We start from the raw sequence: 13,261 nt of genomic DNA, 5'->3' as shown, positions 1-13,261 counted from the left end.
CGAAGCTGTCTTCAGATGCGGTCGGAGGTGTCCGTACCACTGCGGATAACGTGGTGGGGGCGGCGCCGGAGATCCCGGAGCCCAGGCATGAAGCGAGGGACAATGACCCGCATTGCGATCATCGGCGGTGGCCCCGCCGGTTACGAGGCGGCACTGGTCGCGGCTCAGCACGGAGCCCCGGTAACGCTGATCGACAGTGACGGGATCGGCGGCGCGTGCGTGCTGTGGGACTGCGTGCCCTCCAAGACCTTCATCGCCTCGACCGGTGTGCGCACCGATCTGCGCCGCGCCCGCGATCTGGGCATCACCGTGCATCATTCGCAGGCCCAGGTGCGCCTGGCCGAGGTCAACTCGCGCGTCAAGGCGCTCGCGCAGGCCCAGTCCTCCGACATCAAGGTCAAGCTGCAGCAGGCGGGGGTCAAGATCATCGCCGGTTACGGCGAATTGATCGATCAGGCCCCGAATCTGGCCACCCACCTCGTCAAGGCCACTTGCGCGGACGGGCAGCAGCAGGTGATCGAGGCCGAGGTGGTGCTCATCGCCACCGGCGCGAGCCCGCGCGTGCTGCCCGGCGCCGAGCCGGATGGCGAGCGGATCCTGAACTGGCGTCAGCTCTACGACCTCAAGGAGCTGCCCGAGACCCTGGTCGTCGTCGGCTCGGGTGTGACCGGCGCCGAATTCGCCTCCGCGTACACCGAGATGGGCGTGAAGGTGAAGGCGGTCTCCAGCCGCGACCGCGTGCTGCCCAGCGAGGACGCCGACGCCGCCCTGGTGCTCGAGGAAGCCCTGGCCGAACGCGGCGTGGAGCTGGTCAAGCACGCGCGCGCCGACGCGGTCGAGCGCACGGCGGACGGCATCGTGGTGAAGCTGTCGGACGGGCGCACCGTCACCGGCAGCCACGCGCTCATGACGGTCGGCTCGGTGCCCAACACCGGCGGACTGGGCCTGGAACGGCTGGGCATCGAGCTCGGCAAGGGCGGATACCTGCGGGTGGACCGGGTGTCGCGCACCACCGCCACCGGCGTCTACGCCGCCGGCGACTGCACCGGCCTGCTGCCGCTGGCCTCGGTCGCGGCCATGCAGGGCCGCATCGCGATGTACCACGCGCTCGGCGAGGGCGTGCAGCCGATTCGCCTGAAAACCGTTGCCTCGGCTGTCTTCACGCGCCCGGAGATCGCGACCGTCGGTGTCAGCCAGACCGCCATCGACAATGGTGAGACGCCCGCGCGCACGGTCATGCTGCCGCTCAACACCAACCCGCGGGCCAAGATGTCGGGCCTGCGACGGGGTTTCGTGAAGATCTTCTGCCGTCCGGCCACCGGCGTGGTCATCGGCGGCGTGGTGGTCGCGCCGATCGCCTCGGAGCTGATCCTGCCCATCGCGCTGGCGGTGCAGAACAATCTGACGGTCAACGATCTGGCGCAGACCTTTTCGGTGTACCCCTCGTTGACAGGTTCGGTGACCGAGGCCGCGCGCCAGCTCATGCGGCACGACGATCTCGATTAACGAATGATCTTTTCCGGGCGATAACCCCTGTCGCCTTGCTCCATTTCGGTCGGTGTGATTCACTTCGCGACGGGAAGCGATCGGTCGGGCGGTCGCGAGATTGTCGGGGGGTCAACCCTTTCCGGCGTAGTGCCGGGGCGCAGCTCGCGGTCGTTCACGTCCGATCGTGCGGACGAGGGACGAAGGAACGAGCGAAAAGTGAAGCACCGCAAGCCGAACCGAATAAAGGCCAGCACCTCGCTGCCGCTGGCCGCCGCGGCCGCCGTGGTGAGCCTGTTGAGCGCCCCCGCCAACGCCGCTCCCGCCGATCCGGGAGCTGTCCCGGCGGCGCCGGTGCAGCCGGGCACAACCGACGAGAATCCCGCTCCGGAGGTCGTAGAGGTCCCGGAGCAGGCGGCCGTCGTGCCCGGGACCAAGCCGGAGAGCGTGCCGAACAACAACACCAAGCCGCAGCAGAGCCAGCCCGGCGTGACCAAGCCGGAATCGCCGGAGACCAAGAAGCCCGACGCCAAGACCGAGGACACCCAGCCCGCGGCCGTCGACCCCAAGGCCGTCCAGCCCAAGGTCGCGCAGCCGGGCGTGAGCTCGCCGCGCGTCGCCCCGCTGCCGGTGCCCGGTCAGTCCGTGCCGGTGCAGGTCGAGGTCAAGCCCGACGCTCAGCCCGGCCAGTCGACGCAACCCGGCTTGACGAATCCGGGCCAGTCCACCGTCCCGGGCCGGACCACCGAGCCCGAGACCGAACTCGTCATCGACGGCACCGAGGGCAGCGAGCCGGAGACCGTGATCAACACGCTCACCGGAGACGACGCGGTCACCCCGAAGCCGCAGTGGCAGGCCCCGGTCGTGGAGACCGCGCCCGCCGCGCCGGTCGTCGAGATGACCGGCCCGCACACCGAGATCGGCGCGAACATCGACGGCGGGGCCACCCTGCCGGGCTGGGCCGCCAATACGCACCACTTCAGCAACCTGGACGGCTACGTCGGCACCATCGGCTACACCACCCCCGGTGGTCTCGGTGAGGCCGGCGTCGCCCTCGATTTCACCGTGGGCAACCAGGTCAAGGTCACCGCGTTCGCCACCGCGAACGCGGGCGACGATCGCAAGCTCGAATTCATTCTCGACACCGCGGCGGCCAATGCCGTCAAGGCCGACACCGAGAACTTCATTCGACTGCTGCCCGGCGGTGCCACGGTCCTGGAAGCGGCGAGCCAGATTGGTAGGCTCCCGGTGGGCGATATGCCCGGGCAGACGACAGACCTCGGTGGCGTGACCACCCAGGTGGGTGGCTCGGTCCAGTACTGAGGGCGGGGTCCGGTCCGATGACGGGCCGGTGGAAGTTGTGAGTCTGCGCGTGGGGCGGTCGGAAGCGACCGCCCCACGCGTGTGTGGCGAAAGGACGGGCGATGGTTTCCGGCAAGGACGAGTCGGCGGACCCCTCCCAGCCCCTACCCGCATCCGAGGGTGCGGAGCGTGCCGAAACGGGCGGTGCGCAACCGGAATCCGGCACGTCCGGCGAATCCGAGTTCGGCCCGGCCGTCGCTGACTTCGGCGCGCCCGTCACGGGATTCGGCCCGCCGGTCACCGGGCCGAGCGCCGAGACGATCTTCGGTGCGCCGGTGTCGGAGTTCGGCGCGCCGGCCGGGGCCGATCCGGCGACCGCGTTCGATGTCGCGCCGTCCGATCCGACCACCAAGTTCGATGTCGCGCCGTCCGATCCGACCGCGGTGTTCGGCACGCCGGTCGCGTCCGGCGACGACACCGTCTTCGGCGCTCCGGCAGCGGAATTCGGGGCTGCCACGACCGAATTCGGGCCGCCCACCGGTGAATACGCGCCGGTGTTCGGCACCGCACCGGACAGCGGTGCAGCCGGCTGGACGCCCGCGCCCGCTCCGGCCGCCCCGGACCTGGCCTGGCGGCCCGCCGACGGCTCCCCGCCCACCGCGGCCGTGCCGCCGGAATACCGCGCACCCGATTCCAGCGTCGCGCCGGGCGAGCAGTGGTACGCGCAGAGTTCGGATGCGCAATACGACAACGATTTCGGCGGCAGCCCCGAGGAGACCGTGCGCCATCCGCTGGCCGATCCGCCCGCGCGCAAGGCGTCGGGGTGGGCCACCGGCGGCGGGATCAAGACCGCGCACTCGGGCCGGGAATCGGCGTGGCTGCGCAACGCCGACGCGGGCATGCCGCCCGCCGGGACGGAATCGCGGGCGCCGCAGCAGGAGTCGCTGGCCTGGGCCGATGATCCCATCGGCAAGCTGCTGACCCCGAAGAAGCCCGCGCCGCAGCAGGAGTCGCTGGCCTGGTCCGACGACCCCATCGCCAAGCGGCTCGCCCCCAAGCCCGCCGCGACACCGAAGGACGCCGAGCGCAAGGACGTGCCCTGGGCGCGGATCTCGACCATCGTCGGCGGCGTGCTCGCCGTGCTGGTCGTCGCCGGGCTCGTCGTGGTGGCCGTGACCCGCGGCGGCGGTGAGGACAACGAGCCGCTGGCCGCGCCGAGCACGACCGCGGCCGCGACCACCACGGCCACCGCCTCCACCCCCGCGCTGCCCGGCGCGCCGGTGACCGTGCCCGCCGCGCCGAGCTGTGCGAGCAAGCGCGAAGGGCCCCTGTCGATCGGCAACGGCACGGGCGGCACGTCCACCGGCCTGGACGCCATCCTGGGGTTCCAGCACGCCTTCTACATCGACCGCGACGGCGCCAAGGCCCGTTCCTTCGTGGCCGCGGACGCACCGAACGTCTCGCCCGCCGAGGTCATCCAGACCGCGGGCATCGACCCGACCCCGGTCGGCACGATGCACTGCCTGCGCGTCTTCGCCATGGGCCCGGACGCCTACGTGGTGGACCTCACCGAGTACCGCCCCGACGGCGCGACCAACGTCTATCAGCAGTACGTGACCACGGTGACCCGCAACGGCAAACACCTGATCTACGCCATCGACCAACGCTGATCGCACGGAATCGAAAGGGCGCCCGGCCGCGTGCCGGGCGCCCTTCGTGTATGCGTTGAATATCACCATGTGGGATTGAAATTTCATATATTGGTCGCCGTGTGACACAGTGGAATTTCGCAAACCCCGGCGTTCCTCGGAGGTGTCTCATGTCCGCGATAACCCCACCGCTGTCCCGGCGGCTCGACGGCCTGCGGAGTTCGGCCATTCGTGACCTGCTCAAGCTCACCGCGCGGGCCGAGATCATCAGTTTGGCCGGGGGACTGCCGGACGCCGCGCTCATGCCGCGCGAGCGCATCGCGGTCGCGGCGGACGCGGCGCTCGCGGACAGCGCGCGGCTGCAGTACACCGAATCGCCGGGGTGGGCCCCGCTGCGGGAGGTGCTCGCGGCGCGCGAGTCCGAGCGGCTGGGCCGGGCGGTGCCGGTCGACGAGGTCTTCGTGACGCACGGCTCGCAGCAGGCGCTCTCACTGCTGGCCGAGGTGCTGCTGGATCCGGGCGCGCTGGTCGTGGTCGAGGATCCGGCGTATGTCGGTGCGCTGCAGGTCTTCCGGGCCGCGGGCGCGCGTATCGCCGCCGTCCCGCTCGATGCCGAGGGCATGCGCGTGGACGCGCTGCGCGAACTGCTGGCCCGGGGCGAACGCCCGGCGGTGGTCCACACCGTGAGCAACTTCCACAACCCGGGCGGGGTCACCATGAGCCCGGCCCGGCGGGCCGAACTCGCCGAACTCGCGTCCGCACACGGCTTCTGGGTGATCGAGGACGATCCGTACGGCGAACTGTGGTTCGACAGCCCCGCGCCCGCGCCGGTGGCGACCTACTCGCCCAATGTGATTCGCCTGTCCAGCGCCTCCAAGATCCTGGCCCCGAGCCTGCGCGTGGGCTGGATGACGGCGCCGGAAAGCGTGTGCCGCGCGGTGGAACTGCTCAAGCAGGGCGCGGACCTGTGCGGTTCGGCGCTCACCCAGCAGATCGCCGCCGACCTGCTGTCCGACACCGACTGGCTTGCCGCCCACGTGAATTCGGTGCGTGAGGTGTACGGCGCCCGGGCCCGGGCCCTGGTCGGCGCGGTACGCGACACCTTCGGCGAGCGGGTGGTGGCCACCGACGCCGCCGGCGGCATGTTCGTCTGGGTCGACTTCACCGATGGCACGAACACCCAGGAGCTGCTGCCGCGCGCCCTGGAGGCGGGCGTGGCCTACGTGCCGGGCGCGGCCTTCGCGGTCGACACCGACTACAGCCATTCCATGCGCCTGTGCTTCACCACCTCGGACGCCACGGTCCTGACCGACGCGGTCGCCCGCCTGGCCCGCGCCGCGACGCCCGCGCAGGTCTGACCCCGCCCACGACTCGGCGCGTGCTCGGGACGGCCCCGCGCGGGACCGATGGGGTGCCGGCGCGTCCTGCTCAGGCCCAGTTGTAGGTGCGCTCCACGGCCTTGTTCCACTCGTGCAGCAGGTGCTCGCGGGTGTCCGCGCTCATGCCCGGGGTCCAGCGCTTGTCCTCGGCCCAGTTGGCGCGGACGTCCTCGGGGGAGGCCCAGTAGCCGACGGCCAGTCCGGCCGCGTAGGCCGCGCCCAGCGCGGTGGTCTCGGTGACCACGGGCCGCACCACCGGCGCGTCCAGGATGTCGGACTGGAACTGCATGAGCAGCTCGTTCGACACCATGCCGCCGTCGACCTTGAGCGTCACCTTCTCCACGTCCAGCTGCTGCGCGGCCGCGTCGGCGCGCATGGCGTCGATGACCTCCCGGGTCTGGAACGCGGTGGCCTCCAGGACCGCTCGCGCGATGTGCCCGCGATTCACGAACCGGGTCAGACCGGCGAAGACGCCGCGCGCGTCGGGCCGCCAGCGCGGAGCGAACAGGCCCGAGAACGCGGGGACGATGTACAGCCCGCCGTTGTCGGCGACCGTCTCGGCCAGCGGTTCGATCTCCTCGGCGGCCCCGATCATGCCCAGGTTGTCGCGCAGCCACTGCACCAGCGAACCGGTGACCGCGATCGAACCCTCCAGCGCGTACACCGCGGGCTGCTCGCCGAGCCGGTAGCAGACCGTGGTGAGCAGACCGTGCTCGCTGAAGACCGGGGTCTCGCCGGTGTTCATGAGCATGAAATTGCCGGTGCCGTAGGTGTTCTTGGTGTCACCGGGGGACAGGCACGCCTGCCCGAAGGTGGCGGCCTGCTGATCGCCGAGGATGCCCGCGACCGGTACGCCCGCCAGCGCGGTGCCGGTGATCTCCCCGTACACCTCCGAGGAGCTGCGAATCGCGGGCAGCATCGCCTCGGGAATGCCGAAGTCCGAGCAGATCTCCGAATCCCATTGCAGCGTGCGCAGATCCATGAGCATGGTGCGCGAGGCATTGGTGACGTCGGTGAGGTGCTCGCCGGTGAGATTCCACAGGATCCAGCTGTCGACGGTGCCGAAACACAGCTCCCCGGCCGCGGCGCGCTCGCGGGAGCCCGGCACACGATCCAGGATCCAGCGCAGCTTGGGCCCGGCGAAATAGGTGGACAGCGGCAGGCCGGTGCGGTCGGCGTAGCGGGTGGGCCCGGCCGAGCCGCCCAGTTCCACGGTCAGCTCCGCCGTGCGGGTGTCCTGCCAGACGATGGCGCGGTGGATCGGCTTGCCGGTGGCGCGCTCCCACACCACGGTGGTCTCGCGCTGATTGGTGACGCCGACCGCGGCCACGTCGGAGGCGGTGATGCCGCACTTCTCGAGCGCCTCGGCGATGACGGATTCGGTGTTGCGCCAAATGGTTTCGGCATCGTGCTCGACCCAGCCCGGTTGCGGGAAGATCTGCTCGTGCTCGCGTTGCGCGACTCCCACGATGAGTCCGTGGTGATCGAAGACGATGCACCGGCTGGAGGTCGTGCCGGAATCGATGGCGGCCACATAGCGACGCATTCGAGCAGGCTACTCGACGACGCCACGCCGATGGGGCGATGACGCGCACTCGCCGAGCGGGGCGGCCCCGCGCACGGGTTCGCGGCGGGGCGGGCCGCGAGCGCCGGACACCACGGGCACGGGTCGCACGGTCGGCGTCGCGGGTGGACTACGGTTGCTATCGAGTAGCTGTCTGGTTCGGCCGGAGCCCGATCCGGACCGAGCGTGCGACCGAGCGTCATCGATACCAATTCCACGTCGCCGGATGCGGCGCGGCCCGGAGGAGTCGAGCATGGCGAAGAACCCGCGATCACAGTTTCTCGGCCCCGAGCAGCGCGAAGCTGCCTGGGCCCGGCTGAGCAAGGACACCTTCGACGTCGTGGTGATCGGCGGCGGGGTGGTCGGCGCGGGTATCGCGCTCGACGCCGCCACCCGCGGCCTGGAGGTCGCCCTGGTGGAAGCCCGCGACCTGGCCTCGGGCACTTCCAGCCGCTCGTCGAAGATGTTCCACGGCGGTTTGCGCTACCTGGAGATGATGGAATTCGGGCTCGTACGCGAGGCCCTGCACGAGCGTGAGCTCTCGCTCTCGAGCCTGGCCCCGCACCTGGTCAAGCCGCTGCGATTCCTGTACCCGCTGAGCCACTACGGCTGGGAGCGCCCGTACGTGGCGGCCGGGCTCACCCTGTACGACACCATGGGCGGCGCGAAATCGGTTCCCGGACAGCATCATCTGACCAAGTCCGGGGCGCTGCGACTGGCGCCGGGGCTCAAGAACTCCGCGCTCACCGGCGGGCTCACCTACTACGACACGGTGGTCGACGACGCCCGGCACACCATGACGCTCTCGCGCACCGCCGCCCACTACGGCGCGGTCATCCGCACCTCCACCCAGGTCGTCGGCTTCCTGCGCGAGGCCGATCGCATCACCGGGGTCAAGGTGCACGACAGCGAGGACGGCCGGACCGCCGAGGTCAAGGCCAGCGTGGTCATCAACGCGACCGGCGTGTGGACCGACGAGATCCAGGCGCTGTCGCATCTGCGCGGCCGATTCCACGTGCGCGCGTCCAAGGGCGTGCACATCGTGGTCCCGCGCGACCGCATCGCCAGCGACACCGCGCTGATCCTGCGCACCCCGACCTCGGTGCTGTTCGTCATCCCGTGGCACAGCGACCACTGGATCATCGGCACCACCGACACCGACTGGAACCTGGACCTGGCGCATCCGGCCGCCACCAAACACGACATCGACTACCTGCTGGAGCAGGTGAACTCGGTGCTGGTCACCCCGCTCACCCACGAGGACATCACCGGCGTCTACGCGGGCCTGCGGCCGCTGCTGGCCGGCGAGAGCGATCAGACCTCCAAGCTGTCCCGCGAACACGCGGTGGCTCGCATCGCGCCCGGCCTGGTCGCCATCGCGGGCGGCAAGTACACGACCTACCGGGTGATGGCCTACGACGCGCTCGACGAAGCGGTGCAGGACATTCCGCGCAACGTGCCCTCCACCATCACCGACAAGGTGCCGCTGCTGGGCGCCGACGGGTACCACGCGCTGATGAACCAGGTGCCGCACCTGGCCGAGAAGTACGGCATCCACCCGTACCGAATCCAGCACCTGCTCAACAGGTACGGCTCGCTGATCGACGAGGTACTGGCCCTGGCCGACGGCAAACCCGATCTGCTGCAGCCGATCACCGCCGCCCCCGGCTACCTCCAGGTCGAGGTGCTCTACGCGGTGGCCGCCGAAGCCGCCCTGCACCTGGACGACATCCTGGCCCGCCGCACCCGCATCTCCATCGAGTACGCCCACCGCGGCGCGGACTGCGCGGACCAGGTGGCCCGCCTGGCCGCACCCATCCTCGGCTGGGACGAGTCCGACATCGCCCGCGAGGTGGAGACCTACAACGCCCGCGTCACCGCCGAGATCGAGTCCCAGGCCCGCGAGGACGACGCCTCGGCCGACGCCCTGCGCGCCGCGGCCCCCGAGCCCCGCCCGCAGATCCTGGAGCCGGTCCCCGTTCCGGCGGAGAAGTAGCGCCGCCGCTTGCCGGTCACGCGCCCTTGCGATCTCATCGCAGGGGCGCGCTGCCGTCTTCGGCTGATTCGGGCCGTGTCGTGGCCGAGCGCTGACCCATCGCCGAGGCGGGAAGCGCGGTCGTTTCAGGCGACCGACTCGGCGGCCGGGCGGCTCATATCGATATCGAGACGGACGCCGGTGCCGGCGAGGGCGGTGGCCGAGAGCCCGAACATGCGGTGGAAGATCTCGCTCAGGTGTGAGGGTGAGGAGAAGCCCGCGTCCACGGCGCACCGGGTCAGGTCGTGTCCGGCCGAAATGCCTTCCGCGACGTGGAGAATCCGCGCCCACTGCCGGTAGCGGCGGAAGCTGGTGCCGGTGTGCTCGGCGAACAAGCGCAGGAAGTAGGCCCGCGACAAGCCAAGGGCGGCAGCGGTTTCCGTGGCGCTCGCCTCGCTCGCGGGATCTGCTCTGATCAGCTCGAGCGCGGCGGCGATCCGGGCGTCGAGTCCGCCCGGCTCCGCGCCGCCCGCGCCGTGCAGCACCCGGCCGGCGTCCAGCACCCGGTCGGTGGCGGCTGCGACGAGCTCGCGCTCGTTGTCGTGGTCGAAGCCGAACGGCCCGATCGTGCGCCGCATCCGGGCGCGGCAGCGGGCGGTGCGGGTCGAGGCGGCGTCGATGAGCAGGCACAGCATCCGGCCCTCGGTCGCCTCGACCTCGTGCAGCACGCGGGCGGGTGCGAAAGCGCTGTGCGTGGTGACCGCGCCGGTCTCCTTCGCGCGGAACACGAACGGCGAGTCGAGGCCGACCGCCAGGCAGGCGACGGAGGTGGAATGCGGGTCGATCCGCAGCGCCGGCCCCAGATAGCCGACGTGGTCCGGTCGAATCCAGATCACCGGCGCCGGCGCGGGCTCGCGCGTGACGTCGTGCACCGGCACCGGAGCGCCGGCCGGTCGATGGCACGTTTCTGAAAGTGCTGACCCGCCCATGCCTGCGAGGCTACCTGCGCCGCGGTTCGAGATACCTGGCGGCGCAATGACGATCGACGATTCGACGGGTGAGCTCATGACTTCGGACACACAGCGGACGGCGGCGATGGGGCCGCCGTCCGACCCACCCGATTCCACGCCGATCCGGGCCACCGGGCGGCACGGCGGACACGACTATTCGACGGGTGGAGACCTGGCGCCGGGCAACCAGCGCACAGCGACGGTCGATCCGCCGTCCGCCCCGGCGGATTCCGCGTCGATACGGCAGCGCTTGGTCGCGGGCGTCGGCGCGTTGACGGCGCTGGACCGGCGCACCGGATCGGTGGGTGAACGGCAGTCCGCGCAGTGGATCGCGGGGCAACTGCGCGAGATCGGCGCGGCCGACATCGAGATCTCGATGTTCCGCACGCAAACCTCATGGGCGCAGGTGCATCTCGCGTACACCGCCGCCGCGCTCGCGCTGGGGACGCGATCGGGCGCGGCGGCCAGGGTCGCGAACGCGGGCGTCGCGCTGTCGTACGAGTTGGAGGTGAGCGGCCGCACGCAGTGGCTGCGCCGGTTTCTGCCCGCGCGCCACGGTGTTTCGGTCTCGGCCCGGATAGCGGCCGCCGGGGTTCCGCGTCGCACGCTGGTCCTGGTCGCGCACCACGACGCCGCGCACAACGGCATGGTGTGGCATCCGCGCACCGTGGCCGCGAACCGCGTCCGCTCCGCCCGGACCGGACGCGCCGTCCCGAGCCACGCCGTCGTGCTGGGGGCGATGGCGGCTACGGCGGTGCCCGCGAGGGGGATTCGGCGGGCGGCGCGGGCCCTGCTCATCGTGGCCGGTGGGGCGATGATCCAGTCGATGCGGACGTACACCACGCCCGGCGCGAACGACAATGCCACGGGGGTAGTCGCGGTACTCGAACTCGCTCGCAGGCTGCGCGCGGCCCCGTTCCCAGACACCGATGTCGTGGTGCTGTTTCCCGGAGGGGAGGAAGCAGGAAACCTCGGCATGGTCGCCTGGATGAAGCAGGCGCGGGCCGCGCTCGAGCCGGAAAAGACCCTCGTGGTCAACCTCGACTCGCTCGGCAGCGGCGGGCATCTCGTCGTGGCTCGACGAGAGGGCCTGACCGGCCGGTTCGCCGCCAGGGACGTTGCAGCCGCGCGCAAGGCCGCCGCGCACGCGGGCATCGAACTGCGCGCGGTCACCTTCCCCAACGTGTGCGACACCAGTATCGCCAGGCACGCGGGGATGCGGGCCATCTCGCTGCTGTCCTACGCGGACGGGTGGATCAGCAACCTGCATCTGCGATCGGACACGGTCGAGAATGTCGCCTGGGAGACCGTCGAGGACGCGATCACGCTCACCGAACGCCTGGCAGCCGGATGGAACGACGGAAGTATCGATGATGACTGAACGCGGGCGTGCGCGCACCGGAGTCGCGGTGTACGGCGCGAACGGCTACACCGGCAGGCTCATCACCCGGGAACTGCTGGCGATGGGGCACGAGGTGACCGTCGCGGGCCGATCCGCCGAGCCGCTGCGGTCGCTGGCGGCCGAGTGCGGGGGCGGGGTGCGGCGGGCCGTCGTCACCCTCGACGATCACGCGGGCCTGCTCGCCCTGGCGGCGAGCGTGCGCACCGTCGTGAACGCGGCGGGCCCGTTCTCGCGAACCTGCGCGCCGGTCGCGCGCGCCGCGGTGGCGGCGGGCGCTCACTACGTCGACATATCAGGCGAACAGCACGCCATCCGAGCGCTTTTCGAGAACCACGGTCCGGACGCGATCGCGAACGGCGTCGCGCTGCTGCCCGCCTCGGCCTACTACGCGACCCTCTGCGACCTCCTGGTCGGACTGACCGCGGGGGAGTCGGGGCCGATCGACGACCTCGACATCGCCTATCACGTCCGGGGCTGGGTACCGAGTGGAGCGGCCTTCGTGAACCGGCTCGAGGGCATCGGACAGCCGATGATCCAGTACGACAACGGATTCGTGGACGTTGTGCGCCCACCGGCGACCCGCACGGTGAGCTTCGGCCCGCAAGTGCGCCCTCGCCGGGTGACCATGTACCCCGCACCCGAGGTGCTGACAATTCCCCGGCACCTCGACGTGGCCCGCATACGCACGTCGATGACGACCTCGACCCTGATCCGAAAACCACTGGGACGCTTGGTCCCCTACATCAGCGCCGTAGCCGCGGCGATGCGAGGGACACCGGCCGCCGGGCCGGCCGAGCGGCTCCTCGCCCTGGGCGCGACCGGCTCATCGATCCGGGTGCACGACGATCCGAGCAGCTTCGACCTCGTCGCCGTGCTGCACGGCCGCGACGGCACTCGCACGGCGACCCTGTCCGGACCGGGAATATTCGACATCACCGGCCCCATCGCCGCCCGGATCGCGGCCCGCACGCTCGCCGCGGATTTCGACCTTTCCGGTCCCCTCGCGGCGTCCGAGGTCCTGGACCCGCGCGAGTTTCTCGACGGCCTTCGCGATCGCGGTGTCACGTACCGCATCTCGCCCGGTACGGACGGAGTCGGGGACGGCTCAGTTGGCCGGTCGGCCGCGGCGCCGGCTAATCCTTGATCAGGCACTGCGAGAGCAACGGCAATCCCAGCGCCTCCGGCAGGCGGCAGGTCAGCAACTGGGCGACGAACCCGATCGGCAGGTCGAGACCGGCGCTGCCGGTCGGGCCGCCGAAGTTGCCGGGCAGCAGAATTCCGAGACTGCCGGTGGACGCGCTGCCGCTGCTGCCGGATTGATCGGCAACCGGGAGCGGTGACTCCACCGGAGCGGCGGCCGCGGTATTCGCGCCGTAGGTGAGGGCGACGGCCGCCAATGCGGCTGCGAGAGAAGCTCTTTTGACCATCCCCGCACCGTAGTTGAAACACACGTGTTCCCAATTCAGATCGCGTGCCCCCGGAACCGGGGGCTTCC

10 protein-coding genes are annotated in these 13,261 nt (G+C 70.9%); 7 read left to right on the top strand and 3 right to left on the bottom strand.

The genetic code is table 11. The features are described from left to right. The first annotated feature begins 102 nt into the window (after positions 1–102). The 4 genes from ACFVBH_RS28220 to ACFVBH_RS28205 all read left to right on the top strand — a co-directional run bounded on the left by ACFVBH_RS28220 (position 103) and on the right by ACFVBH_RS28205 (position 5,794). On the top strand, positions 103–1,506 hold the full coding sequence (locus ACFVBH_RS28220; RefSeq protein WP_354990413.1) for an NAD(P)H-quinone dehydrogenase: 1,404 nt from the start codon (positions 103–105) through the stop codon (positions 1,504–1,506). 198 nt (positions 1,507–1,704) lie between these two features. Further along, positions 1,705–2,808: a hypothetical protein gene (locus ACFVBH_RS28215; protein ID WP_354990414.1), complete on the top strand. Its 1,104-nt coding sequence runs from the start codon at positions 1,705–1,707 to the stop codon at positions 2,806–2,808. A 101-nt stretch (positions 2,809–2,909) separates the two neighbouring features. Beyond that, complete coding sequence (locus tag ACFVBH_RS28210; protein WP_379006088.1) at positions 2,910–4,457, top strand: hypothetical protein; 1,548 nt, start codon at positions 2,910–2,912, stop codon at positions 4,455–4,457. A gap of 149 nt (positions 4,458–4,606) precedes the next feature. Further along, positions 4,607–5,794 (top strand): PLP-dependent aminotransferase family protein, encoded by a 1,188-nt coding sequence (locus tag ACFVBH_RS28205; protein WP_354990416.1) that lies wholly within the window; start codon positions 4,607–4,609, stop codon positions 5,792–5,794. Positions 5,795–5,864: 70 nt separating this feature from the next. Here the strand turns inward: ACFVBH_RS28205 and glpK are convergent, their stop codons facing one another. Next, entirely contained in the window at positions 5,865–7,361 is a 1,497-nt protein-coding gene (glpK, locus tag ACFVBH_RS28200) for a glycerol kinase GlpK (RefSeq protein ID WP_379006083.1), read from the bottom strand. 271 nt (positions 7,362–7,632) lie between these two features. Here glpK and glpD point away from each other — a divergent pair, with 271 nt between their 5' ends. Continuing rightward, positions 7,633–9,375: a glycerol-3-phosphate dehydrogenase gene (gene glpD, locus ACFVBH_RS28195; protein ID WP_354990418.1), complete on the top strand. Its 1,743-nt coding sequence runs from the start codon at positions 7,633–7,635 to the stop codon at positions 9,373–9,375. A gap of 125 nt (positions 9,376–9,500) precedes the next feature. Here the strand turns inward: glpD and ACFVBH_RS28190 are convergent, their stop codons facing one another. Further along, positions 9,501–10,292: a helix-turn-helix domain-containing protein gene (locus ACFVBH_RS28190; protein WP_379006080.1), complete on the bottom strand. Its 792-nt coding sequence runs from the start codon at positions 10,290–10,292 to the stop codon at positions 9,501–9,503. 127 nt (positions 10,293–10,419) lie between these two features. Here ACFVBH_RS28190 and ACFVBH_RS28185 point away from each other — a divergent pair, with 127 nt between their 5' ends. After that, on the top strand, positions 10,420–11,745 hold the full coding sequence (locus ACFVBH_RS28185; RefSeq protein WP_379006078.1) for a M28 family metallopeptidase: 1,326 nt from the start codon (positions 10,420–10,422) through the stop codon (positions 11,743–11,745). Then, entirely contained in the window at positions 11,735–12,910 is a 1,176-nt protein-coding gene (locus ACFVBH_RS28180; RefSeq protein WP_379006075.1) for a saccharopine dehydrogenase NADP-binding domain-containing protein, read from the top strand. The genes ACFVBH_RS28185 and ACFVBH_RS28180 overlap by 11 nt, the downstream gene beginning before the upstream one ends. On the opposite strand, the gene ACFVBH_RS28175 is transcribed toward ACFVBH_RS28180, so the two are convergent. Continuing rightward, positions 12,900–13,193, bottom strand: a complete 294-nt coding sequence (locus tag ACFVBH_RS28175; RefSeq protein ID WP_379006073.1) for a hypothetical protein — start codon at positions 13,191–13,193, stop codon at positions 12,900–12,902. The genes ACFVBH_RS28180 and ACFVBH_RS28175 overlap by 11 nt on opposite strands. Positions 13,194–13,261 lie beyond the last annotated feature (68 nt).

This window comes from Nocardia sp. NPDC057668, assembly GCF_042799795.1.
GTDB lineage: Bacteria > Actinomycetota > Actinomycetes > Mycobacteriales > Mycobacteriaceae > Nocardia.
The sequence above is the reverse complement of the archived record's forward strand: the minus strand, read 5'-3'. Positions and strand labels throughout refer to the sequence as shown.